The sequence below is a fragment of the Vibrio sp. 1S139 genome, assembly GCF_041439475.1.
Lineage (GTDB): Bacteria > Pseudomonadota > Gammaproteobacteria > Enterobacterales > Vibrionaceae > Vibrio > Vibrio crassostreae_C.
This window is the reverse complement of sequence record NZ_JBGOOD010000028.1, coordinates 1-24493: the sequence shown is the minus strand read 5'-3', so window position 1 is coordinate 24493 and position 24493 is coordinate 1. Positions and strand designations below refer to the sequence as shown.

Here is a 24493-nt window from a genome sequence, read left to right as displayed (position 1 = left end):
GGTCAATTGCAGTGCCACGCGTTGTGGGTCTAGCACCTATACCTGATAGATGCCCGGCATCGGCGTGATAATGCCATGTACCGTCATTTTGTAGAATCAGATCTCCATAGGTACCGTGGTAGTCGTAACCATTGCTACCTTGCTTTTCAAAAATAGACTCACCCGTATCAGGGTCTGTAATGGTTAGCTTGCCATCCGCATAGAGTGTTGTATTGCCAAGTGTGGCGATGCCAGGTTGGGCATAGTCGGGAGACATGTTAACGCCAGCAGTATTTTCAGATATAGAGGCAGTATCAACGCCGCCAATAATAGCCGCATTATTTGTCCCATTGACGGTAATAGTAACTTGATGTGGCGTGCCATCGGCAGAATGAACGGTGATGATGTCAGTGGTTTTTGAACCTTGCGCTAACGCTTGCACGGTTGGGTTTGTATTGTCTAAATCATAGGTCCAATCACCGTTATCTTTAAGATGTAGGGTACCTAATTGACCTGCGATATCGGTATTTGAGAAGTGCGCTTCGCCTGTATCGGTATCAGTAATAGTCAGAGTCCCAGACGTTTGTAATTGCGACTCTTCCGTTACCGCACCAGAGTTAGTGCCTGCAATCACAGCTTTGTCATTAGTCCCATTTACAGTAACAGTGATTTGATGTGGCGTGCCATCGGCGGAGTGGATGGTTATGATGTCTGTTGTCGCAGAGCCTTGACCAAGAGCCTGTACTTTTGGGTTTTTATTATCTAGGTCGTAGCTCCAATCGCCATTGTCTTTAAGGTGTAAAGTACCCAGTGTCCCCTTGAGGTCGGAATTAGAAAAATGCGCCTCTTTTGAGTCGATATCGGTGATGTTGAGTTGGCCCGAAACCGTTAGGTTTTTATCTTCAGTAACTTGGCTTGAGCCATTACTTTTCCCGATAGCCAAAAACGAACTTGGTGAATTTGCTGTACTACTCGTGATTACCGCATGGTCGTTGGTGCCATTAATCGTAACCATAACTTGATGCGCTGTGCCATCAGCTGAGTGAACAGTGACGATGTCTGTCGCAGTTGAACCTTGGCCAAGTCTTTGAACTACTGGGTTATTGTTGTCTAAACTGTATGTCCACGCACCGTCTTTGGTGATGCTTAGCGTACCGAAATTACTAGTCACTTGTGAGGCTTGAAAGTGGTCCTCTCCAAGATCAGAGTCCGTTACCGAAAGCTGCCCTTGAACTTGTGTCGTTAAATCTTCAGTTAACGTGCCAGCATCCACACCCGTAATTACGGCATTGTCGTCGTTTCCGCCAATCGTCATATCGATCGTTTGCGGTGTGCCATCTTTGGTGTGAATTGTGAAACTTTCATGCAGTGAAGTGGCTGCGGTTAAAGCTTGAACATTAGAGAGCGAGTTATCAACTTGATACTGCCAATGTCCATCAGCATCGATAGTTAATGAACCATATTTACCTGAGATAACTTCCGGCGTAACCGAACTTTCATTTTGGTCAGGGTCTATGACATCGATTTTGCCGTTCGCATGTAACAAGCCTTGTGAATCAATATTATGATCTTCTGTGACAACGCCAGTTAAGTCTCCTGAAATACTTGGCGTATCTTGTTTACCTGTGACCGGAACTTGAACAATGACACTCGAGCCGTTAGATAGATGCAACAAGAAATGGTCAGTGCCTTGTTGGTGCTGATTCAACAGGATGTATTGAGGGGATTTTGGGTTCAATACAAATGTGTATTGACCATTTGCATCTACATGAAGCTCTCCGTAGGTACCTTTTATGACTTCTGGCATGAAAGTAACGGGTAAAGCGGGCGTCGTAGGTGCATTCGAATGAGTTGGCTGACCGTTACTCCCTGAGGAGATAGTCGGCATCGATACCGAAGGAATGTAATGGACTTGCGGGTGAGAAAGCGTCGACAAATGATGAGAAGGAACCAAGTGAGAGCTCGAACCATGGGCGGCATGACTTGCACTTAAGGTGGAGTTTACGTCGCTGTCACTCGTCTGAGCTTCTTGGAGAGCAACCGCTGATGAGTCCGCCTTGCTATGGTCATCGGTGACATCTTTTTCGGTCACGTTATTTGCGGTTACTTGATCTGCAGCGTCGCTGGAATTGTCTATACTTTCTGCAGCAGCGTGTTTAGCCAATGATGGCAAAATCATCATGAGTGACTGAAAAAGTGGGATATTCACTTTTAGATGTGAATGCAGTCTGCGCTTCTTTTTTTGTGTTGGTTTCTTTTGTTCTAGCTTGTTACTTTTCTTATTTTTGATTTCTGTATTTTTCTTGTTTGCTTCGACGTTTTTTTTGTTAGCCATTTTTATCATCCGTGAATCGTGGTTGCACTATCTTAAGTAAAATACACAGATAGAGGTTTCGCTAGCTAATTGGATAATTTTTAAAGAAAAAACTGCAAAGTCGAAGAATTATCTCATTTTGATGAAAGAGAGGATGAATACTTTTTCAACGGTCAGGTAAATATCGGCACAATGGCATTGACCTTACCCTAAGGGGAACGTTTATAGTTGCGTTGTAAATTCAAAGGTAAGCTATGACAAACACATTCCGAAAAACTTGGATTATTGTTTTCAGCATCATTGCGATGTTGATGTCTAGCTATGCCTCAAGCTCCTCAGCCTTGATGACTGAAGTAATGATGATGGAAATGGGGTCGAGCAAGTCGGCTTGTTACCACAGCGATACTTCGGTTAATGATTCAATGGCAGGGTGTCATGTGATGAGTGAAGAAGTACACGCTGAAGACTCTAACATGAGTGCCCATGCTTTGATGGCTCAACTCGATATGTCTTCAACGAGCGAAGACGGCAGTCCGATGATGGGTAACCATTGTTCGAGTGCCGATTGCTGTGCCTCAATGTGTTCTGCAAGTCCCTATCCAATTCAGGCTGTTCAAGCCGTTGATCAACTTTCCTTTTCATTAGCTCGTTTTCAATCGGTCACGATTGGCCAGAAAGTCGCACGCGCTCAATCTTTGCTACGCCCACCTTCCGCATAAATCTATATCTAAAAATACAGCTCTATCAGTTAGATAAATCTGATAAGTCATTCTTTTTTATGCGCTAATTAGCGCTAGATATGGACATTCATTGTGAATATGAAACCAACAACCTCTGTGTTTGTCATGAACACGAGCTTAGTGGTTGCTGCTGCCTTGCCTATGGCCTTGTTTTCAAGTGCTACGCTCGCGGCTACCACGGCGTCAGCTTCAAATGCTCAACACATTTCAGCACATGACCAAGCAAGCTCGACGCAGCAACTCAATACACTGATTGAGATTGCTTTAAGCGAAGATGGAAATCGCAAACAGTACTTTGCTCAGTCTCAAGCGATGCGAGAAACGGGCATTGCCAGCTCGACCTTAATGGACCCGAAATTGAAAGTTGGATTTGGCGGTTTGCCTGTCGATAGCTTTCAATTCGACGAAGACCCGATGACCAATATATCGGTAGGGCTGATGCTGCAGTTTGAGCGTGGCGATACGCTTAACCTTCAACAAAAAAAGGCAGGCCAACAGGCAGATGCTTTAGCTTTGCAGGTGCAAGCAAGAGAATTGACGGTTGCGAATAGCATGACGCAGCTTTGGCTTAAGTTAGGTTATCAGCAAAAGGCTGAGTCGGTGATTCGTCAAAATCGTCGTTTGTTGGTTGAGCTTGAAAACTATGTACAAACCAATTACTCGATTGGTAAAAGCGAAGCGCAAGATCTGCTTAATGCTCAGCTCCAAGTGAGCAAGCTTGATGAGAAACTTCAGGCAAACCAGCAGGTTCAGCGTCGTCTAATCTCTCAGCTTTCTGAATGGTTGGGTTCTGATTGGCTAGGCTCTCAGGTTCTTGATTCTCAGGGCACACTGAATGCAACTAACCAAATCGATTGGTCATTGTTGGAAAGCAAATTAGCGACCAATATCGATTCAACCAAGCACTACCAGCTACTGACTGACCATCCTTTGGTTAAGATCTCCGATGTCAGTATTTCCTCTAATCAAACTCAGGTTGAGTTAGCCGAGCAAGCTTATACCCCACAATTTGGGGTGGAAGTGATGTATGCACACCGTCAAGCCAATAACATGGCGGGTGAACCAGCTTCTGATCTGGTGAGTGCTTATCTGACAGTCGACATCCCGCTGTTTACAGGGAACCGACAAGATAAAAACTTATCGGCTGCTCAGTATCAAGTTGGTGCGGCTAAATCTCAAAAAGACACCTTACTTTCCCAAATGAACGCGCAAGTGAACGCATTGCTGGTGGACAGAACAAATCTGATCCAGCGATTAGATCGCTATCAAACGTCCTTGCTTCCTCAAACCGCAGCCCAAATCAGCGCGGTTGAGAGGGGCTATCAAAACAATACCGCTCAGTTTAACGATGTCATTTTAGCAACGACCGATGAGCTGGCGCTTAAGTTAGAGCAACAACGTTTGATCACCGATCTCAACATCGTTAACAGCAAACTGGCGGCGTTAGTCAGTGGCTTTGAATACCAAGTAAATCAACCACAGCTTGTAACCACAGAGAATCAGTAAGGGATAGATAATGAGTTCAGTAAAAGTAGCAACAATCGCTCTGCTCGTATTGAGGTTGGTCGTGAAGCTGGCGAAAAAATAGAGGTGCTTCAAGGGCTAGAGCAAGGTGAGAGTATTGTCACTTCTGCACACTTCATGTTGGATTCTGAATCGAGCCAATCAGCTGATCTGTCACGCATCAATGGTGTTGAGGAAGAAGCGGAAACCGTATGGGCAAACGGTGAAATTTCCGATGTTATGCAAGGCAGCCGTATGGTGACGATTAACCATCAGCCTGTTCCAGAATGGGATTGGCCGGGCATGGTGATGAATTTCACCTTTGTGGAAGGCTTGGACATGAGTGACGTGCAACGTGGTAAGGCAATTGACTTTGAGATGAGAAAGACAGAGTCAGGGCAATACGAGGTTGTTGATTACAAGGTCAACAAACACAAGATCGCCGGCGAAGTTTGGGTAACGGGTGACATTACCATGTTGATGGCAGATTTTGGCATGATCACTGTAAAACATCAGCCAGTCCCTGAGTGGAATTGGAAAGCGGGTGAAATGAATTTCCAAGCCAGTGATGACCTTGATTTATCTGAGTTTGCCGAGGGTCAAACCATTCGGTTTCTAGTGGCGAAGCAAGGTTCTGATTATGTGCTCAAATCTCTCGAACCGACGAATAGCACGGGTGAGGGCGAACTATGATCAATGCAATCATTCGCTGGTCTATTAGCAACCGCTTCTTAGTGCTGGTTGCCACTGTAGCCATCGTATTTGGCGGCTTATACAGCGTTAAAAATACACCTGTCGATGCCATTCCTGATTTGTCAGATGTTCAGGTGATCATCAAAACCAGTTATCCGGGGCAAGCGCCGCAAGTGGTCGAGGATCAGGTGACTTATCCATTAACCACCGCCATGTTAGCTGTACCGGGTGCTGAAACGGTTCGTGGCTACTCGTTCTTTGGCGATTCGTATGTCTATATCATCTTCAATGATGATACTGATATGTATTGGGCGCGTTCTCGCGTGTTGGAATACTTAAGCCAAGTGGCGCCTAATTTGCCATCAAGTGCTAAGCCAACATTAGGGCCAGATGCAACCGGTGTGGGTTGGGTTTACAGCTATGTATTGCAAGACAAAACTGGTCAGCACGACTTAGCGGAACTCCGTAGCCTGCAAGATTGGTTCTTGAAGTACGAGCTACAAACCGTAGATGGTGTATCTGAAGTCGCGACCGTTGGCGGTATGGTGAAGCAGTATCAAGTGCAGATTGATCCGGCCAAATTACGTGCTTATGACCTAACGCTTCAACAGGTCAACAAAGCAATCCAAGATGGTAATCAAGAAACCGGTGCGTCTGTTGTTGAGATTGCGGAAGCCGAGCACATGGTTCGTACGACGGGTTACCTGACAAGCATTGAAGACATTCAATCTTTGCCGCTAAAAGTGACCGACAAAGGTACTCCGCTGCTATTAGGTGACATTGCTGATATTAACCTCGGCCCGCAAATGCGTCGTGGTATCTCGGAACTCAACGGTGAGGGCGAGGCGGTTGGCGGCGTTATCGTGATGCGCTTTGGTGAAAATGCCAGTGAAGTGATCGACTCGGTTAAATCCAAACTCGCTGAACTGCAAGCTGGCTTGCCTGATGGTGTTGAGATTGTCGCGACTTATGACCGTTCGACTTTGATTGATTCAGCCGTTGAAAACCTTTGGAAGAAGCTGGCTGAAGAGTTCATCGTGGTCGCCGTGGTGTGTGCGTTGTTCTTGTTCCATATCCGCTCGTCGTTGGTTATCGCACTAAGTCTGCCTGTTGGTATCTTAGGTGCATTCATTGTGATGCATTGGCAGGGTATTAACGCCAATATCATGTCTCTTGGCGGGATCGCGATTGCGATTGGCGCCATGGTGGATGGTGCCATCGTGATGATCGAGAACGTTCATAAACACATTGAACGGACTCCGCTCACTGACAAAAACCGTTGGCAGGTGATTGGTAAGGCAGCAGAAGAAGTTGGCGCTCCGCTGTTCTTCTCTCTGATTATCATTACCTTGAGCTTTGTGCCAGTGTTCGCGTTAGAAGGCCAAGAGGGCAAGATGTTCTCGCCACTCGCGTTTACCAAGACGTATGCGATGGCGGCAGCGGCGGGTTTGGCTATCACGCTTGTGCCTGTGCTAATGGGTTACTTCATTCGCGGCAACGTGCTACCTGAACACAAAAAACCAGTAAACCGTAGCCTAGTGGCGATGTACAAACCGCTTCTGAACCTCAGCCTAAAATATCCCAAGGTGATGATTGTTATCGCACTTGGCTTAATGGCGTCTGCTTATTACCCAACCAGTAAGCTTGGTAGCGAGTTCATTCCTCCTTTGGACGAAGGGGATTTAATGTACATGCCAACCACGTATCCGGGCATCTCAATAGGTAAGGCTCGTGAGTTGTTGCAACAAACCAACAAGCTCATCAAAACCATCCCAGAAGTCGAAACCACGTGGGGCAAAATTGGTCGAGCAGAGACTGCAACCGATCCTGCACCGTTAACCATGATTGAAACCGTAATTCAGCTTAAACCACGAGACGAGTGGCGTGACGGCGTCACTACGGAGTCTCTGCGTAAAGAGTTCGATGATCTGATTCAGTTCCCAGGTTTGACCAATGCGTGGGTTATGCCAATCAAAACCCGTATTGATATGTTAGCGACTGGTATCAAAACCCCAATTGGGATCAAAATCGCTGGCCCGGAGCTTAGCGTGATTGAAGATATTGGTTCGCAACTTGAACCCATCCTCAACAAGGTTAGTGGCACTGCTTCGGTATATGCCGAACGTGTTGCGGGTGGTCGTTATGTGACGATAGACATTAAACGACGCTCTGCTGCGCGATATGGCTTGAGCATTAAAGAAGTGCAACAGGTTATCTCGACTGCGGTTGGTGGCATGAACGTGGGTGAAACCGTTGAGGGACTAGAGCGTTACCCGATCAATGTCCGTTATCCACAAAGCTATCGTGATTCTGTCGTTAAGTTACAGAACCTACCGTTAGTGACACCAAACGGTGCTCGTATCGCGCTTTCTGATGTCGCGGATATTCGATATGAAGATGGCCCTCCGATGATCAAAACAGAGAATGCGCGTCCTAATGGTTGGGTGTTCGTGGATATCGAAGGGCGTGACCTTGGTTCTTATGTGGCAGAGGCACAAAAAGTCGTTACAGATCAAATTGTTTTGCCTGCGGGTTACTCACTGGCTTGGTCTGGTCAATACGAGTACATGGAACGCGCCAAAGATCGCTTAAGTGTGGTCGTGCCTATCACCATTGCCATCATTATGTTGCTGCTGTATTTGAGCTTCCGCCGTGTCGGTGAAGTGATGATGATCATGCTGACATTGCCACTCGCGATGGTGGGTGGTTTATGGCTGATGCATGTCCTCAATTATAACTTCTCCATTGCGGTGGGTGTGGGCTTTATCGCGCTTGCCGGGGTAGCTGTCGAGATAGGTGTGATCATGTTGGTGTACCTCAACCAGGCGTGGCATTACAAAAAACTCGATGCCGAACAGAACCAACAAAAACTTCAACTTACTGATTTAACCGATGCCATTCGTGAGGGGGCAGGGCTTCGAGTTCGCCTAGTGATGATGACAGTACTTACGGTGATCATTGGCCTCATTCCAATTATGTATGGCGAGGGAACGGGCTCAGAAGTGATGCAACGAATCGCCGCGCCAATGATAGGTGGTATGGCTTCTGCACTACTGCTTACCTTACTGGTGTTGCCTGCAATCTTTAAGCTCTGGAAACAGCGTGAGATTACGCAAAGCCAAAGCGTGACAAAAAAATAACGTATTGACTATTAGCCCTTACTTACCAAAAACAGAGAGGTAAGGGCGCATTACATGAACATGTGAAACCAACAAAACAAACAGAATATATTTAAGGAACGACCATGAAAAAGACACTAATTACTATCGCTTTAACAATCACCGCTTTAACAATCACCGCTTCAACAGCATTTGCTGCAATGGATCATTCAGCTGGTGGCCATTCGAATATGGACCACTCGATGATGAAGAGTGGAGAGATGGATCATTCAAAAATGGATCACAGCATGATGAAGGATGGAAAGATGGACCATTCGATGATGAATATGGAAGGCATGTCTGAAGTGGGTATGCCTGCGACAGGCGCAAAGCCGGATAAAGTGGTTCATGTTCTGTTAAGTGACGATATGAAAATCACATTTAAGAACAAGGTTGATATTGAGCCAAACGACGTGGTGCAGTTTGTTGTGATGAATACGGGCAAGATTGATCACGAATTCTCGATTGGTTCTGCTTCAGAGCAGCTAGAGCACCGTGAAATGATGAAAAACACGGGTAATCACGCCCATGACTCGGGTAGCACAGTTACAGTTAAGCCGGGTAAAGCGAAGCAATTGCTGTGGCATTTCCATGGTGATAATAACGTAGAGTTAGCGTGCAATATCCCTGGTCACGCTGAAGCGGGTATGGTGAAGTCGTTAACGCTTTAGACGTTAATCAATAGCGCTTTGTTGAATTAGAAATTCAATGAGGGCTAGAAAATTAAAGATAAGTCTTAACTTATACCTAAAGCGCTTTGCTGTGAGGGATTCGCTGAGGCTTATCTTTATTTATAGTCACTGTAGCAAGATAGAAGTTTCAAGCAGATGGTGTGCTTCGCCGCTCAGATGCGGTAGCTCTGCCATGATCTTTTTAAACTTGTCATCGATTGACTCTGCTTCATTCAGCGATCGAAAAGCCAGTACAGCCTGTTCAGGCTCGCTGTTCACATAACCTTTCAATGTATCTAGCTGAATTTTATTGGCATTTTCAACTTTTGCTAGCGCGACATTAATTGCTTTGATGCTAATTGTTAACTCATTGCTTTTAAACATTTTTTATTATTTATGGGTTGTTGCTAATGCGCGCACATTAACACAATGATTTTTGCAGATATTGACCAAGATTATTAAATTGGAACAATTTTGAAAATCATTAAAAGCTGAACTGCAATGTGTGATTTGGATAGGTGTCAGAAATACGAAGCGAATTAAGGAGTTAATAGCTTTGGTTGGTCAATCTAAGCTTAAACAAAATAAGTTTAATCAGTATAGATTTAATGACTATGGATTTAACTAACGGAGAAAGTTTTTGAATAGCGTGTCGCTGGAAGAAAGTGCGTAATGAAGCTTAAGGAGAAGTTGGAGCGTGCAGCGGGAATCGAACCCGCATCATCAGCTTGGAAGGCTGAGGTAATAGCCATTATACGATGCACGCACATCGTCTTAACGAGTTTGATAATGCCACATCTAACTGAAAACGAAACCTTTTTCTTTCATTTTTATTCTAAGTGCTCGCATAACCACCACTCCGCTAGTTTTTCCATCATGTTCGGCGCTTTCAGAGTGAATAAAACGTGACTAAAATCTCGTTAAAAGGAGGGCGAGAAATATTAGTAGATGTCATGCTGCTTTTTGCGATAAATCCGAGTCAATTTATAAACACGCTTTGGTGGTGCTTAGTTGTCATAAATCTCATGAAAATTAAGGAATTTGGAGTGTTAACATAAACTGATTTTTATTTGTGTTTTGGCGTCCACTAATAACAATCTGAATGCATGAATTTAACTTATCAGCCTGTCAAAACATTCAGTAAACTAATCCCAAATGAGTAGAGTTATAGGCACTTATAAGCCTTTGCAGAAAAAAGTAACGAGTTCAGTTGATAATTCACGCAAAAGTCTCGTCATTCCGTCTATCGTTTGGTACATTTGCCGCTCATTTTGTCTCCCCTAAAATTCCCATGCCTTCTCAGTTCCGAATTAACAAAATTGTTGAAATTGGTGACACTCTTCACCGCAGTGGCTGTGCTCCTTACAAGCTAGAGAAATACACTCAATTCTATGCAAAAAAGCATGGTGTGGATGTGATGATCCAAGCAACGCCAACTGCGATTAACTATCAATTTCCAGACGATAACAACGCCGTTATTCTTAAGCGTCTAAAGCCTGCGTCAATTAACCTGAGTTTGTTGGCCAATACGATCATTCGTATTAACCAGCCAAGCAGTGAGCCTGTACCAGAACCTGTCGGTTACTCAAAATTTGTGACTGCACTTGCCAATATGGGTATTCCGCCTGCTTATTTGATGCTGGTGGGCAGTACGTTGGAAGCGGTAGGCTTTTCTGCGTTATTGGGTTTGATGGTGTGGGTATGTCAGCAAGTTCTTCATTCACGTCGTGCTATCGCGGTTGAGTTCATCTCGGCACTGCTAACCGGTATCTTCGTGGCGTTTCTGGCGAGCACAGGGTTGCCGATTCCGGTGTGGGCGTTGTGTATCGCCTCGATTGTCTTGTTTGTCCCCGGGTTATCCATAGCTAACGCATTAGAATGTTTGGCGTTTAATGACTTGGTTTCTGGTACCAGCTTGCTAGGGCAGAGCGCCTTAACCCTGATTAAGCTGTTTGTCGGGATTATCATGGGGCTCAACATCGGTGAAGCGATATGGGGACAAGCGGTCTCCATCGACTATACCAACGCGGTACCGATGTGGATGCACATATCTGGCTTGGTGCTGATCTCTGTGTCTATCGGTGTGATGTTCAATGCTCGCCCTAAAGACATCTTACTTGGTTTGCCAGTTGCCGTTCTCGGTATGTGGGGCCCATTCTATCTAGGTTTTGATAGTGGTTGGGTTGTCGGCACTTGGGTGACGACGGTTCTTATTACTTTGTACGGAACTTGGATTGCCAAGAAGATGGAGCTCACGGGTTCTATTTATATCGTGCAAGGGATCATCATCTTGGTTCCGGGTAGCCGAGTATTAGTGAGTGCCAGCCAGTCGGTGTTTGAACAATCGATTTTGCCTATCCCGAGTATTGGTTTATCGGCGTTATTCATGTTCTCGGCAATCGTGGCAGGGCAAATTACCGCTTACTCGATTTACTCACCAAAAGTCGAACGTTAAGCCGTTCCGCTTTTCAAACCTTTAAACAAACACAGCTTAGCGGCTGTGTTTGTTCGTTTTAGGTGCTGCTCTTTTTTGAAGACAATTAGCTCTCCGTAAAACTTGTTAGATTTATGCTCGCTAAGCCTGACAAGAGTCATTAAAATGGAACAAATTCTATTTAAATTAAGTATTAACGTATGTCTCTACCTCCTTGCCCGCAATGCCAATCTGAATATGTTTACCCAGACCAAAACAACCTAATCTGCCCTGAGTGCGCCTACGAATGGAACCCAGAAGAAGAGCGTTTAGAAAGAGAAGCCGCGCGTGTTAAGGACGTGAATGGCGTTGTATTGGAAAGTGGCGATAAAGTTACCTTCATTAAAGATCTAAAAATTAAAGGCAGTTCTAGCGTATTGAAAATTGGTACTAAAGCTGTGATTCGACGCATCAATGAAGGCAAAGATCACCAACTAGATTGCAAGCTGGATGGTGGCGGTGAAATGCTGGTTACGGCGAAGTACGTTAAGAAGCAGTAGTCGATAATAGGTCAAAATTGCGAGTCGCTCCTGAACTAAATAGCGTAGAAGCCGTTGGAGAATCAACATCATATGGACATGGTTAAAGCTGCTCTTTCACATTCAACGGCCTTTCATTACTATGTGAACGCTTGCGCTGAGGATGGGGTAGATATTTACACGGGGATTTCCGATGGCAGTGATGCCTATTTAGAAAGACGAATTGCTTATTCAAAAGGCGAGGGTTTGCCAGAAGGGTGGACGCCTGCTTCTACGTATTTTTGTATCGACTCTGGTCAAATCCTTGGTGTCATAAGAGTTCGTCATGGTACCAGTCCGCACATTCACGATGTTATTGGACATATCGGATATGAGACGCTGCCACAAGCCAGAGGGCGGGGTATCGCAAGTCATATGTTGTCTTGGGTTCAACGACACGTATTGACCGAAAGCGCTATTATTACGTGTGAGAGGGGCAATATTGCTTCGCAAAAGGTGATAGAGAAGTGCGGTGGACAATTCCTGAATACCTTTTATTCAGAGCAAGATAAACACGAAGTCTTACGTTACCAACTAGAACCAAAATGAACATTTAAGCGTGGCATTTTTGGTTGTGTCTGGGGCTCTGAATTCCGGCTTAAACGAAAATGAAACCATAGCCAATTATTGTTGGAGGTATTTTGAAGTATTCAACAAGACCGGCTCAGTCATCAGATTATGAATTTCTGTTTGAGCTCAAGAAAGCCGCTGAGTTTGAACCGATCAAAGCCGTATTTGGCTGGGATGAGCAAATTCAACGAGATATACACGCCGAAGAGTGGGCAGAAGAACGACCTGAAATCATTGAATATCAAGGCAAGGCGATTGGCAGTGTGTTGTTGCAAGACAAAGGCGAACACTTCTATTTTTGCCGATTCTTCTTACTGCCTGATTATCATGGAAAGGGCATTGGTAGCCAAGTACTGAAAGATTGCTTAACTAAGGCTGACAGCCTCAATAAACCCGTCGAACTTTATTACCTAAAAGGTAATCGAGTTGGGGAGTTGTACTTGAGGTTTGGCTTTGAAATCACCTCTCAGAACGAGCAGTTTGTCTATATGTGGCGTAAATAGACACTCATTCAAAATGATCACACCGTGTCGGTAACTTGATAGGCACCTGACACTTATCTAACGTAAAACCTTGTAAAGCTCCCTATGCTTGATGGCTAAGCGATTACACTTAGAAAAGATCGAGCGTAAGGGAGTGTGCAATGAATTATTACCCGACTTCAAAAATCGTGGGTGAACAAAGGTTTGGCTTTGGGCCAAAACTAGGTCAAACAACCTATTATTCTCCTGTAGAACAGTTGGATAAAAAGCCATTCGTTCACCAAGCTATACAAGACTTACCGAGTACTGAATCTACTCTGATTAAAGTAGGAGAGAATCGTGTACAACGAATGAAGGCCAAGGGTGACGAACAACAGATGCAAGCCACGAAGAAAGAAGCGCAGTCTTTTCTTCGAACGCAGTATCGACAACAAGCTCAAGCTCGCCACCTACAAAGTGTTGAAACTCCTTATGGTTTTCAAGAGCGCATCATTCAGTTTTGGAGCAATCACTTCGCCATCTCGGTCGATAATCAAAAACTGATGCCCTTGGCCGCCAGCATTGAAAACGATGTGGTTCGCCAGCATTGGAATGGTAACTTTGGCGAGATGCTGATGGCTTCTTCTAAACATCCTGCGATGCTTCTGTATCTCGATAATCAACTCTCGATTGGTCCCAATTCAAAAGTCGGAAAGCGCCGTAATAAGGGGCTCAATGAGAACCTCGCTCGTGAGATCTTAGAACTCCACACTCTTGGCGTTGACGGTTCTTATACTCAGCAAGATGTTATTGCTTTAGCAAAAGGCATTTCAGGCTGGGGCATTAAATTCAAATCTCCTGATGCTGGTTTTCGATTCGCTAATAATCTGCATGAGCCAGGAAGTATCACACTGCTTGGAAAGGCTTATTCTCAATCCGGCGTCTCGCAAGGAGAGTCGTGTTTAAAAACCTTAGCGACCCACAAAGACACTGCTGCGTACTTGGTTGGTAAGCTGTGCCAGCATTTCATTGGCGACATACCTAAAGAACTCTCAGAGCAAATGGTTGCTGAATATCTGAGAGGCGAGGGGAATTTACTGCCTGTTTATCGCTTGTTATTGAACAGTGCTGAGGCGAGTAAACCTAACCCTAATCGTTTTAGACCGCCGAAGGAGTGGCTGTTTGCCGTTCTTCGTAGTGCCGATATTTCTTTAAACGAGAAACAGGCATTCAATGCACTCAACAATTTAGGGCAGCCTCCTTTTAAACCGGGTTCACCTGCAGGCTGGTCGGATCAAGACAGAGACTACAATAGCCCTTCGGCGTTGACTCAACGTATGCAAGTTGCGAATAGGCTTGCGTCTGCTGCAATAAAATCGGCTAAAGCGTCAGGAGTTAAGCCGAAAGCGGTAGTGGATAAAGTGATCGCGGGTTTATATGGCGATGCTATTGATGAACACACCCAAATTGTATTGAACAAAGCCGACAGCGCTGCAATGCAACTTTCCCTGTTGTGGCTAAGTCCGCAGTTTCAATATCGTTAGGAGTGGGTATGAAAAAGTCAGATTGTTCTCAGAATAAAGCGCCACATAGTATTAACCGCCGCCAGTTCATGGGTATTGCGGCGGCTGTTGGCGTCAGTGCGATGCTGCCATTTCCAAGCTTTGCCAAAACAGGTTCAGACAATATCTTCATTTGGGTATCACTGCGTGGCGCGATGGATGGTTTAAATGTTGTAGTGCCGCATGCCGATCCGGATTACTCTAATTTGAGACCCAACATCGGATTGAAACCAGAACAGCTACTGAAGTTGGATGATTTCTTTGGGCTCCATCCGTCTCTAAAGCAGTGCCATCAATGGTATAAAAGTAACGAACTCAGCTTTGTACACGCTTGTTCAACCGCTTATCGCGAGCGCTCACATTTTGATGGACAGAAAATATTAGAGAATGGCACTTCCGACCCGTTTAACACCGTAGGGTGGATTAACCGTTTACTCACGTTGAGCTCAGAAAAATACGATGGAATAGCGATTGATTCGGGCTTACCACTCATCATGCAGGGCGAATCGACCGTTGCAAGTTGGTACCCAAACCGCTTAAAAACACGTGATAAACAAACGGAACTGCTGGAAGAGTTGTTTCAAAGTGACCAAATGCTGTCTTCAAACTTTGAAAGTGTCATGAAGGTAGATCAACTGGTAGGCGACCAAGGTGTCGGCAAACAGTTTAAATCATTGATGGGTAAAACAGGCGACATATTGTCGGCTGATAACGGACCAAACATCGCAGCGTTAGAACTCGGTGGGTGGGACACTCACGCCAATCAAGGCAACGTAAATGGACGGTTGAGTAATCAGCTTAAAACTTTGGATGTTGGGTTAGCGGCTCTCAAAGCTTCACTAGGTGATCGTTGGCAGAAGACAGTGATCATCGCGGCCAGTGAATTTGGTCGAACAGCAAAAGAAAACGGCACCAAAGGCACCGACCACGGCACTGGCAACGTCATGTTTGTTGCGGGTGGTGCGCTGCCATCGTTGAAAGGAGCGGGTGGTAAGGTTATTACCAATTGGCCGGGCTTGAGCCAAAGCCAGCTATATGAAGGCCGAGACCTTAGTCCAACGACTGATATGCGTTCGGTTATCAAGGGTGTGCTCAACCGACATTTATCGATAGAAGTGAAACAACTCAACACTATCTTCCCTGATAGTGCCGATATTAGACCGATGAATCTTGTCTAGAGGTTTACCAAGACCCAGTTAGATGCGATTCAGTCGTTTGAATCGCTTTCTATTTGTGACTCGCTTGTTTACGATTTAATCGCCAACAGTGCTCCGAACGTCACTAAGCCAAATCCACATGCTTGATTAAGCCTTTTCTTTGCTCTCAATAGATGCTTTTGCAATGTATTCGAAGTAAACAGCATAGCGACAACGCCAAACCATAAACCGTGAAGAACGATCATGTAAAGCCCATAGCCGAGCGCGACATGCTGGTTTTCTGCATCAGGTGAGATGACTTGGCTGAAGATGCTCAAAAAGAACAACATGGTTTTTGGGTTGAGCACGTTACATAAGAAGCCTTGGGCTAAATAGCGCCAAACACTGGTGCTTTGCTTTGCATCTTCCATCGGTGCAAGCTTGTTGTCCGCACTCAAGATACCTTTTAGCCCTAGATAAATAAGGTAGGTTGCACCTGCGTATCTAATCATGTCAAACAGCTGCTCATTCTGTGAGATTAAGTAACTGATCCCAAGCATTGAATAACTGATGTGAGCACAAATCGCTAAACTCACACCGATTGCAGTCCAAATCCCTGCTTGTCTTCCTTGATTGACACTGTTTTTCAAAACTAAAACGAAATCAGCGCCTAGACTAATAACAATCAATAGTCCCAATACTGCTAGGCTTAACCACTCCATAATGACTCCAACTCTTTATATTTGATGAGCAAGCGTTCCAAGCCTTGGAGACTGGAGTCCATAAGCTTAATCAGATGAATCATCAAGCGTTGGAAGTTTCATGCGAACCCACATTGACCATGCGTTGGTTAATGCCTCGACTCGGTGATTTCTATAACGAATCCGGAATTGATGTTCGATTGTCGACTGCTGGTGGGCCTGTGAACTTGAATGCGACAGGGCTCGATATGGCGATTCGCCGAGATGACTTTAAATTAACCGAGCGTTACGAACAGATACCACTAGTTGAAGAGTGGGTAGGCCCTGTGTGTTCCCCGGGTTATTGGCAGCAGGTAAAAGATAACTTAGATGATGTGAAATTACTGCACAGCAGTACACGGCCAGGTGCTTGGAGTCATTGGGGTGCTATCACTATAGATAAAGTTAATGGTGGAGAGTGGTCAAAAGCTCGAGCGAACCAAACATTTGCACACTTCTACTTTTGCTTTCAGGCGGCTGTCGATGGGTTAGGCATAGCGCTTGGGTCTTATCCACTTGTCGCCGACGATCTTGAAAGAGGTAACTTGATCGCGCCGTTTGGCTTCGTACCTTCTGGTCACCAGTACATATTACTCACGCAAGATAGCAACCATGAAGAGCCAGAAAGCCCGTTTGTTGTTTGGCTGAAGAATGAGTTATCGCAGTGTGTTCCAACTTTATAGGTACGACATCCGACCTAGAAGTGTGCTTGTCTTATGTCAGGCTCTAGTTCGTTGTTGTGGAAATCACTCAATAGGCAAAGACAGCACGCCACCATTGAGTTCGACTTGTTTTAGCCATTCGGTTGGAATTTCGCCATCTCCTTCGTAGAAACACGCCGCTAATACCGCGCCAATTACAATCGCACGACCGCAGCTGTCACCACCACATAAGATGTTGTCGCGAATGCCTTGTTGATAACTCTGAGCACCTGCAATAATGCGAATCAGCAAGGGGAACGCGGCACTCAGTTCACAATGCAATCCAAACTTCTTCGCGGCATCTGTAATCGAAAGCTCAGGATCAGCCAGTGCTTCGTCGATTTGATCGTGTATGAACTTGCTACAAGTTTGTCGCACCATTTCTACCGATTGCAGTGGAGAGTTGCCTTGAATTGCCGCTTGAACCAACAGGGTGATGGCTTGTGCCCATTCCACGGCTTTGTCGTTGTTGTTGGTCACTCGTACCGCACTCTCTACCATTGCCGGTAAGGTGTGAGAGGTGTAAGTACACGCCACTAAAGGAATTAGCTTTGAAACAGCAGGTAGCTGGGTGTCATCAGCGCCACAGGCTGTGATTGGAGCTTCTGTTAGCTCTAGTTTATGTATGTTCAGCAAGCTCATACGAGTCGCTTTATCAATGTAACCTTGCCAACTGCCACCAAAATCAAACCAGAAACGGAAGTGCTTAATGTAACTCGCTTCGTCGTAGTGTTGATTATCGGCTAGGCTATCGACCATCGCCAATAACTGAGCACCGTATTGTGATTGGTCGCCAGCGGTTTTACCTTGGTGGGCGAAGTAGCCCTTGTCTTGATAATCGAACTGATTCGGTGAGCGAAATTCTGGCTCAAAACCCGCTACGTGTAAGATCCTCTCTTGGTCATACAGCCAGTGCAGCCCCATTGAAGCGGCGTCTCCAACCAATGCGCCGACAACGGCGTAAAAAGCTCTTTCTTTATGATTGTCCATGTTGAGCGATGTCCTTGAGATGAATCAACGTAGTTCGATACGTTAAGTATAGTGATTAGCCGAGCATTTTGCTGTGTTTCTAAGAAGAAATATGAAGGAATAAATCCTGACTGATCAATAACTTAAACCAATCAGGTGAAATGGGTAAGGGTGATGAATAGCTGGGCGAGTCGGTACTTCTTATTAATGACGTTACTGATGATTAAGGTAAGCACTAGAACGTTGCTCAATCACTTTGAACAGACGCGAAAGCACAAAGCATAAAGCAAAATATACGAAGCCTACAATCAGCCAGATCTCGAAGATCAAACCTGACGAGTTTGCCATTTCAGTACCAACGAAAGTCATCTCTTGGATAGAAATCAGAGACACAATCGACGTGTCTTTAACCAAGGAGATTGCTTGGCCAGCCAATGGTGGTGTGATGGCCGTTAATACTTGCGGGCCAACCACAAATCGATACTTAGACAACGCCGATAAGCCGAGTGAATCGGCCGCTTCCCATTGCCCTTTAGGAATACTTTCTAAGCCAGCTCGAATCACTTCTGCGATGTAAGCCGAAGAGAGCAAACCAATACAGATAACACCAGACGCCAAGTTTTCCCAAAGGTTAGCAGGACCAAACAGAAAGGCTTGAACAGCGTTAATCTCGCCGTTGTGTTCACGTAAGATACTTTCTAAACCAAGTAATGGAATCAGTTGGTTAGAAACGAAGAAATAGAATATGAAGACAAAAACCAGTGGTGGAATATTTCGAACCAGTTGGATAAAAATCAGTGCAGGCGTACGAAAGAAAGCAATTTTAGAGTGCCTAGCAACGCCAAGTAATGTGCCAAAAGAGAGTGCTAAAACCATGCTCCAAACACTCAAGCGCAGTGTCGCGATCAAGCCTTGGAAAAAGTAAGGAATATTGCCTTGAGAAGGCGGAATGAAAATCAGGGTAAACGCATCTTCCCAGCGCCAATGGTAGTTAATACCAACAGCGGAACGATAATAAAGCCAACCTGCGAACGCGAAAATGATCGCAAACAACACTCCATCTAATAGATTGAGGCGTTGATACCAAGGCTTCGTGTGAAGGTTGGGCTTGGGCGTTGATAATGCGCTAGTACTACTCACGTCATTCCTGTTTAAACAATGATAATTAATATGCTGTGAGAGTGGCTATGAGTTTATAGCTATCTCGGGTGTTTCTTAAAAGACAGTACCAGCAAGGTACTGCCTTGATTGGTTCTTTAGCGTCTAATTGGCAGTTGATTACTGACCTTGAGCAATCTGGTCTTGCCAATCTAGAGTAGAGAACCAGTACTCGTAACGCTCTTTCAACCAACCGTCTTCAGTACGTGCTTTGATCCACTCGTTGAAGAATTCTGTCTTGTCAGTTTCACCTAGGCGAACTGCAAATGCTTCATTACCTTTTGATAGGCGTTCTTCGAATGGAATAAATAGCGTGTCTGCGTTTTTAATCGCTTCATGTTCTGGTTTCGGGCTAGACGCGATCACCGCGTGCGCGTTGCCGTTTAACACTTCTTGGAATGCTTGAGCATCGTCATCGAACTGTAGAACTTTCGCTTTAGGGAAGGTTTCACGAGCCACTTGAACTGTGAACGCACCACGACGCGCAGCGATTTTTACACGGCGAGAATCAAAATCAGAGATTTGTGTATAACCTTCTGCTAGCTCTTTATTCGCCGCCAGTTGGACGCCGGAGTGCGAGTAAGGTTCAGTGAACAATACGCTTTTAGCGCGAGCTTCAGTGATAGACATACCGCCAATGATTACATCAAACTTGTTCGAAAGTAGAGAAGGGATGATGCCGTCCCATGCCGTAGGAACGAACTCGACTTTCCAACCCGAATCTTCGGCAAGGCGTTTCGCCACGTCGATTTCAAAGCCAACAAGATCGCCTTGTTTGTTACGCATCGCCCAAGGAACAAACGTCGACATACCAACGCGTAGAGAGCCACGTTCGTTGATTTTGTCTAGGTTAGGCGTTTCAGAAGCAAGAGCAGGCAAACTGACGGCAAGCGCAAGTAGGGCTGTAATTGCGGTTTTAAATAGCTTCATGCTGATAAATCCTTATTGTGTTCGCCAGTTAGCTCCGAGCTTATGCTCAAGCCAAGCAGCAACGGCAGAAAGTGAAAGTGTAAGAGCAAGATAAATGATCGCCACAGAGAACCAAATCTCGAATGGCATCGCGGTTTCAGAAACAATGTTTCTGGCTTCAGTCGTCAGGTCAAAAATAGCCATGACACTCACAATTGAAGAGTTTTTAATAAGAGAGATCACTTCATTGGTCAAAGGTGGCAAGGTGCGTTGCACCACCTGAGGAAGAATCACATCCCAGTAAGTATAGGTCTTTGATAAGCCCAAGGATTGAGCTGCTTCAAATTGTCCTCTCGCAATACCATTTAAACCAGCACGAAATATCTCGGCGGTGTAAGCGCCTTGGAAAAGTGCCAAGGCTAAAACGGCAGTACTAAAGCGATCGAGCCCTAATACGGGGCCAAATACAAAATAGAGCAAATAAATTTGTACTAATAACGGCGTGTTACGAATCAACTCAACATAGCTGGTGGCTAAGGTGCGTCCAACCACCGAATTGGAGTTTCGCAATAGGGCTGTGGTTAAGCCAATCACCAGCGTTGCAACCAAAGAAATCAAAGAGATATTGATGGTAACTAGTAGCCCTTCAACTAATTCTGCAGGCCACCATTCACCATCTTCATAGAAAGCAATATAGTCCGGCACACGCTCCCATTGCCAGCTGTATCCCATGGTTTGTGCACCAGAGTCGAGAATCCAAACAACAGCAGCCACCAGTACAACAATCTGTACCAAAGCAGATAGGGCGGGTTTAATAATTCGAATCAACATCAATAAGTCAGGATCTGATTTAGGAACGCTTGAGTACGTTCATGTTGAGGGGTTTCAAAAAGCGATTGTGGAGTATTCGATTCCACAATTTGTCCTTCATCCATGAAGATAACGCGGTCGGCCACTTGTTTTGCAAAGCCCATTTCGTGGGTCACACACACCATAGTGATGCCTTCGCTCGCCAGTTCAACCATCACATCGAGCACTTCGTTGATCATCTCCGGATCAAGCGCTGAAGTGGGTTCGTCAAACAAGAGTAATTCCGGCTTCATACACAGGGAACGGGCGATAGCCACGCGTTGTTGCTGGCCGCCAGAAAGTTGCACTGGGTATTTGTTGGCTTGTTCTGCAATGTGCACACGCTCTAGATAGTGCATTGCTATCTTCTCGGCTTCTTGTTTGCTTTTTTTAAGCGTACGAATTGGCGACAGAGTTAGGTTCTCAAGCACGGTAAGATGGGGGAATAAATGAAAGTGCTGAAACACCATTCCGACTTGGCCCGGTGTGTTGAACTTACTCGGGAGTACTTGTTCTAGCACGGAAAGTTCGCCACTTTCGAAAGGTTCTAGCTGATTGATACAACGGATCAATGTTGATTTACCCGAACCAGACGGCCCGCAAATCACCACTATCTCTCCTTGTTCAATATTTAAATCGATATCCTTTAGGGCATGAAAATCACCATACCACTTGTTAAGTGACTTAAACTTAACCATTTCCTTGAGATTGTTCAAATCGTTGTTCATACCTAGTAAAGAGACAGGTTTACCTTAACAATATAGAAATATGATTGCACATAAAATTAGGGACTTATGAGAATTTAATAGCATCTTGTAGGGCAAATTAAAAAGCAGCGCCCAAAATGAACGCTGCTTCTGTTGTACGAAAGAAAAAAGTACTGGGTTCAGTCAGATGTGAAAATTCATCGTTGTATGACCAATATCTTTACTTTCTCTCTATTTTCCCGATTCTTAGTGAATCGCAGACTCTAGAATCTCACGTGTTTTCTCTGGCGTGATTGCTTGGTTCTCACCAAGTTGTAGGTAGCCGTGTGATTCAAGTTGAGCAACAACATTGTCAATCGCCGTTGCTTTGTTTGTTTCGTAGCCGTCGAACATGGTTGCTACGTCTAGGCTGTGGTAGAACGCTTCGATTGCAGCGATTGTGCGTTCTGCTAAATCAGCACCCGCTTCTAAGCCAAATACGTTACGACCCATTTGCTCTAGCTTGCCACGTTTCGCTTCGATTTGGTTACGAAGTAGTGAAGGTTGAACAATCGCAAGCGAACGTGCGTGGTCTACGTGCCATAGTGCAGTGAATTCGTGGCCAATCATGTGAGTTGCCCAATCTTGAGGAACACCTGTACCAATCAGGCCGTTAAGCGCTTGGTTTGCTGTCCACATTAGGTTTGCACGCCATGCATCGTTGTCACGCTCGTCGTATTGCTTACCCAGTACAAGTAGGTTCTTAAGCAGTGTTTCTGCGTAACCGTCTTGAACCATTGCGTCTGTTGGCATCGTGATGTATTGCTCACATACGTGAACCCACGCATCAACTAATCCGTTGATCAGCTGGCGCTCAGGTAGAGACTTCATTACATCTGGGTCCATAACCGCAAACTTAGGCTGTACTGCAGGGTTAAGGAAAGCAAGCTTCTCTTGAGTCGCTTTACGCGTGATTACCGCGCCCATGTTAGATTCAGAACCTGTCGCAGGAAGTGTCAGTACCGCACCGATTGGCGTCGCTTCAGTTACTTGGTGTTTGCCCGTTAGGATGTCCCAACCGTCGCCGTCATATTTAGCCGCTGCAGCAACGTACTTAGAGCCGTCGATTACTGAACCACCGCCAACAGCGATAATGAATTCTACGTTTTCTTCTTTAACAAGAGCGACTGCTTTGTCTAGCGTCTCTTTGGTAGGGTTTGCTTCAACGCCAGAGAACTCGATCCAAGAGTGATCTTTCAAAGATTCTACAACTTGGTCGTAAACACCGTTGCTCTTGATTGAGCCGCCACCATAGATGACTAGTACTTTCTTTGAAGTATCAACCGCTTGGCTGATAGCGTTGATTTGGCCTTGACCGAAATGGATAACAGTAGGGTTAACGTAAGTAAATTGCATCAGAGATTCCTTGTGTAAAGCGAAATTTGTTATTTTGGTTTATTGCTCAATTTCTATATTTGCATATTAGTACAGTAATCTAGGTCAATGAAGAGCTGTTCCTCCAAATAAATTGCCTATTTCTACAAACTTGATATTCTTCCTCTGCTTTAGCTTACTTACTCTTAGCACTTAGAATGGAAAGTCGCCACTTATGAAAACACTCGCTCAGTTATTACAGTCTTATGTTGAACACAAAGGTTGGGATGACCTTGAAGGGATCAGAGAAACTGAAATTAGCGGTGTGTGGTTGTATCGAAGCAGTGGCGGGAATCAGCGTCAGCCATTTACTTACCAGTCTGGCATTATCATGCTCGGACAGGGCAAAAAGAACATCTACATTGGTGAAAGGCCAGTGACTTACGCTGCAGGTGATTATCTTGTGGTGGGTGTGCCAATGCCGTTAGAGTGCGAAGCCTTGCCTGTTAATGGCGAACCATTGCTTGGTTTGTCGATAAGCATTGATTCTCAACGTTTGCATAGCTTAGTCAAAAAGCTCGAAGACCAAGGCTTTCTAGAGAGCTACTGCAACAAGCATAAACAGAACTCGAGTGGCTTAGAATCGACGCCGATGGAAGAGCAAATGCTAGAGAGCTTTACCCGGTTGGTGAAAACGCTGCATTGCGACATTGAAGCCAATATATTGGGCGATGCGATGGTGACAGAGATTGTCTACCGCGCATTAACCGGTTCAGAAGGGCGTGTGCTGTTTGATTTAGCTCATCATGATGGCCATTACGCACGTGTCGCTAAAGCGCTGTCTAAAGTGCATGAAGAATACGACCAAACCATCACTGTTCAATCGCTCGCTGACGAAGCCAACATGAGTGTGTCTGCCTTCCACTATGCATTCCGTAATGTCACTTTTGAATCACCACTGCAATATTTGAAGAAGGTTAGGCTCAACAAAGCGAAAGAACTGATTCAACTAGAAGGCCTTCGTATTAGTGATGCTGCACGTCGAGTCGGTTACTCCAGCCCATCTCAATTTAGCCGCGAATTTAAGCGCCACTTCAATACTACTCCAAGAGCGGTTTAGTTCTTCTTTCAACGAAACTATGTGTTGAGAGCTATAATGCCAAAAGCTATGGTGACGATTGCTCATATTTGTTGAATTATATGAGTAAATGTATCTAATCATAGGCATTGTCAGATTGTAGGTATTTGATTCTCGAATATATTATTAACGTACTTACATAGACAGGATCTTAAGAGCTAACTTGTTTATTTAGATAGAAAAAAGGCTTC

The 24493-nt window shown here is 45.1% G+C and carries 20 protein-coding genes, 1 tRNA gene and 2 pseudogenes; 13 read left to right on the top strand and 10 right to left on the bottom strand.

The window, feature by feature from the left end:
- Positions 1–2314 (bottom strand): VCBS domain-containing protein (locus ACED46_RS11350; protein WP_371721461.1); only part of this gene is annotated, 2314 nt, incomplete at its 3' end.
- A gap of 233 nt (positions 2315–2547) precedes the next feature.
- On the opposite strand from ACED46_RS11350, the gene ACED46_RS11345 reads away from it, so the two are divergent.
- The 5 genes and pseudogenes from ACED46_RS11345 (at position 2548) to ACED46_RS11325 (ending at position 9058) form a co-directional block, all read left to right on the top strand.
- A complete protein-coding gene (locus tag ACED46_RS11345; RefSeq protein ID WP_371694257.1) occupies positions 2548–3012 on the top strand; it encodes a hypothetical protein in 465 nt (154 codons plus the stop codon).
- 99 nt (positions 3013–3111) lie between these two features.
- Positions 3112–4539 (top strand): TolC family protein, encoded by a 1428-nt coding sequence (locus tag ACED46_RS11340; protein ID WP_371721481.1) that lies wholly within the window; start codon positions 3112–3114, stop codon positions 4537–4539.
- Between the two features lie 24 nt (positions 4540–4563).
- Positions 4564–5229: pseudogene (locus tag ACED46_RS11335) on the top strand (copper-binding protein); the annotation flags it as partial.
- Positions 5226–8369, top strand: coding sequence for an efflux RND transporter permease subunit (locus ACED46_RS11330; protein ID WP_371721460.1), 3144 nt, complete (start codon positions 5226–5228; stop codon positions 8367–8369). The pseudogene ACED46_RS11335 and the gene ACED46_RS11330, both read left to right, overlap by 4 nt.
- A 104-nt stretch (positions 8370–8473) precedes the next feature.
- A complete protein-coding gene (locus ACED46_RS11325; protein ID WP_371721459.1) occupies positions 8474–9058 on the top strand; it encodes a copper-binding protein in 585 nt (194 codons plus the stop codon).
- Between the two features lie 126 nt (positions 9059–9184).
- Here ACED46_RS11325 and ACED46_RS11320 read toward each other — a convergent pair whose 3' ends face one another.
- Both ACED46_RS11320 and ACED46_RS11315 read right to left on the bottom strand, forming a co-directional pair.
- The gene (locus ACED46_RS11320; protein ID WP_017067599.1) at positions 9185–9442 is read right to left on the bottom strand and encodes a hypothetical protein; all 258 of its coding nucleotides are present in this window, start codon (positions 9440–9442) and stop codon (positions 9185–9187) included.
- A gap of 307 nt (positions 9443–9749) precedes the next feature.
- Positions 9750–9824 (bottom strand) — tRNA-Gly (locus ACED46_RS11315).
- A gap of 525 nt (positions 9825–10349) precedes the next feature.
- Here ACED46_RS11315 and ACED46_RS11310 point away from each other — a divergent pair.
- The 6 genes from ACED46_RS11310 (at position 10350) to ACED46_RS11285 (ending at position 15820) form a co-directional block, all read left to right on the top strand.
- Positions 10350–11513, top strand: coding sequence for a threonine/serine exporter family protein (locus tag ACED46_RS11310; RefSeq protein WP_004731486.1), 1164 nt, complete (start codon positions 10350–10352; stop codon positions 11511–11513).
- A gap of 179 nt (positions 11514–11692) precedes the next feature.
- Positions 11693–12031, top strand: a complete 339-nt coding sequence (locus ACED46_RS11305; protein WP_004731484.1) for a zinc ribbon domain-containing protein YjdM — start codon at positions 11693–11695, stop codon at positions 12029–12031.
- Between the two features lie 72 nt (positions 12032–12103).
- On the top strand, positions 12104–12598 hold the full coding sequence (locus ACED46_RS11300; protein WP_017069746.1) for a GNAT family N-acetyltransferase: 495 nt from the start codon (positions 12104–12106) through the stop codon (positions 12596–12598).
- Between the two features lie 92 nt (positions 12599–12690).
- The gene (locus ACED46_RS11295; protein ID WP_371721458.1) at positions 12691–13122 is read left to right on the top strand and encodes a GNAT family N-acetyltransferase; all 432 of its coding nucleotides are present in this window, start codon (positions 12691–12693) and stop codon (positions 13120–13122) included.
- A gap of 140 nt (positions 13123–13262) precedes the next feature.
- On the top strand, positions 13263–14624 hold the full coding sequence (locus ACED46_RS11290; RefSeq protein ID WP_371721457.1) for a DUF1800 family protein: 1362 nt from the start codon (positions 13263–13265) through the stop codon (positions 14622–14624).
- Positions 14625–14632: 8 nt separating this feature from the next.
- Complete coding sequence (locus ACED46_RS11285) at positions 14633–15820, top strand: DUF1501 domain-containing protein (protein ID WP_371721456.1); 1188 nt, start codon at positions 14633–14635, stop codon at positions 15818–15820.
- Positions 15821–15888: 68 nt separating this feature from the next.
- On the opposite strand, the gene ACED46_RS11280 is transcribed toward ACED46_RS11285, so the two are convergent.
- Positions 15889–16500 carry a LysE family translocator gene (locus ACED46_RS11280; RefSeq protein ID WP_371721455.1) on the bottom strand — a complete coding sequence of 204 codons (612 nt, stop codon included), beginning with the start codon at positions 16498–16500 and terminating at the stop codon, positions 15889–15891.
- A 20-nt stretch (positions 16501–16520) separates the two neighbouring features.
- Here ACED46_RS11280 and ACED46_RS11275 point away from each other — a divergent pair.
- Positions 16521–17201: pseudogene (locus ACED46_RS11275) on the top strand (LysR substrate-binding domain-containing protein); the annotation flags it as partial.
- Positions 17202–17264: 63 nt separating this feature from the next.
- On the opposite strand, the gene ACED46_RS11270 reads toward ACED46_RS11275, so the two are convergent.
- The 6 genes from ACED46_RS11270 to ACED46_RS11245 all read right to left on the bottom strand — a co-directional run bounded on the left by ACED46_RS11270 (position 17265) and on the right by ACED46_RS11245 (position 23206).
- On the bottom strand, positions 17265–18209 hold the full coding sequence (locus tag ACED46_RS11270; protein ID WP_102320749.1) for an ADP-ribosylglycohydrolase family protein: 945 nt from the start codon (positions 18207–18209) through the stop codon (positions 17265–17267).
- A gap of 192 nt (positions 18210–18401) precedes the next feature.
- On the bottom strand, positions 18402–19328 hold the full coding sequence (locus ACED46_RS11265) for an amino acid ABC transporter permease (RefSeq protein ID WP_102428564.1): 927 nt from the start codon (positions 19326–19328) through the stop codon (positions 18402–18404).
- Between the two features lie 138 nt (positions 19329–19466).
- A complete protein-coding gene (locus ACED46_RS11260) occupies positions 19467–20276 on the bottom strand; it encodes a transporter substrate-binding domain-containing protein (protein ID WP_017062665.1) in 810 nt (269 codons plus the stop codon).
- Between the two features lie 12 nt (positions 20277–20288).
- On the bottom strand, positions 20289–21086 hold the full coding sequence (locus ACED46_RS11255; protein WP_017072207.1) for an amino acid ABC transporter permease: 798 nt from the start codon (positions 21084–21086) through the stop codon (positions 20289–20291).
- Entirely contained in the window at positions 21086–21832 is a 747-nt protein-coding gene (locus ACED46_RS11250; RefSeq protein WP_102333483.1) for an amino acid ABC transporter ATP-binding protein, read from the bottom strand. The genes ACED46_RS11255 and ACED46_RS11250 overlap by 1 nt, the downstream gene beginning before the upstream one ends.
- A gap of 225 nt (positions 21833–22057) precedes the next feature.
- Positions 22058–23206, bottom strand: coding sequence for an iron-containing alcohol dehydrogenase (locus ACED46_RS11245; protein ID WP_048615371.1), 1149 nt, complete (start codon positions 23204–23206; stop codon positions 22058–22060).
- Positions 23207–23399: 193 nt separating this feature from the next.
- Here ACED46_RS11245 and ACED46_RS11240 point away from each other — a divergent pair, with 193 nt between their 5' ends.
- Entirely contained in the window at positions 23400–24284 is an 885-nt protein-coding gene (locus ACED46_RS11240; protein ID WP_017062661.1) for an AraC family transcriptional regulator, read from the top strand.
- Positions 24285–24493: the final 209 nt, after the last annotated feature.

Bases quoted from the DNA above. Each gene is read 5' to 3' on its own strand.
- ACED46_RS11345 (WP_371694257.1), top strand. From the start codon at position 2,548: ATGACAAACACATTCCGAAAAACTTGGATTATTGTTTTCAGCATCATT.
- ACED46_RS11340 (WP_371721481.1), top strand. From the start codon at position 3,112: ATGAAACCAACAACCTCTGTGTTTGTCATGAACACGAGCTTAGTGGTT.
- ACED46_RS11330 (WP_371721460.1), top strand. From the start codon at position 5,226: ATGATCAATGCAATCATTCGCTGGTCTATTAGCAACCGCTTCTTAGTG.
- ACED46_RS11325 (WP_371721459.1), top strand. From the start codon at position 8,474: ATGAAAAAGACACTAATTACTATCGCTTTAACAATCACCGCTTTAACA.
- ACED46_RS11320 (WP_017067599.1), bottom strand. From the start codon at position 9,442: ATGTTTAAAAGCAATGAGTTAACAATTAGCATCAAAGCAATTAATGTC.
- ACED46_RS11310 (WP_004731486.1), top strand. From the start codon at position 10,350: ATGCCTTCTCAGTTCCGAATTAACAAAATTGTTGAAATTGGTGACACT.
- ACED46_RS11305 (WP_004731484.1), top strand. From the start codon at position 11,693: ATGTCTCTACCTCCTTGCCCGCAATGCCAATCTGAATATGTTTACCCA.
- ACED46_RS11300 (WP_017069746.1), top strand. From the start codon at position 12,104: ATGGACATGGTTAAAGCTGCTCTTTCACATTCAACGGCCTTTCATTAC.
- ACED46_RS11290 (WP_371721457.1), top strand. From the start codon at position 13,263: ATGAATTATTACCCGACTTCAAAAATCGTGGGTGAACAAAGGTTTGGC.
- ACED46_RS11285 (WP_371721456.1), top strand. From the start codon at position 14,633: ATGAAAAAGTCAGATTGTTCTCAGAATAAAGCGCCACATAGTATTAAC.
- ACED46_RS11280 (WP_371721455.1), bottom strand. From the start codon at position 16,500: ATGGAGTGGTTAAGCCTAGCAGTATTGGGACTATTGATTGTTATTAGT.
- ACED46_RS11270 (WP_102320749.1), bottom strand. From the start codon at position 18,209: ATGGACAATCATAAAGAAAGAGCTTTTTACGCCGTTGTCGGCGCATTG.
- ACED46_RS11260 (WP_017062665.1), bottom strand. From the start codon at position 20,276: ATGAAGCTATTTAAAACCGCAATTACAGCCCTACTTGCGCTTGCCGTC.
- ACED46_RS11255 (WP_017072207.1), bottom strand. From the start codon at position 21,086: ATGTTGATTCGAATTATTAAACCCGCCCTATCTGCTTTGGTACAGATT.
- ACED46_RS11250 (WP_102333483.1), bottom strand. From the start codon at position 21,832: ATGAACAACGATTTGAACAATCTCAAGGAAATGGTTAAGTTTAAGTCA.
- ACED46_RS11245 (WP_048615371.1), bottom strand. From the start codon at position 23,206: ATGCAATTTACTTACGTTAACCCTACTGTTATCCATTTCGGTCAAGGC.
- ACED46_RS11240 (WP_017062661.1), top strand. From the start codon at position 23,400: ATGAAAACACTCGCTCAGTTATTACAGTCTTATGTTGAACACAAAGGT.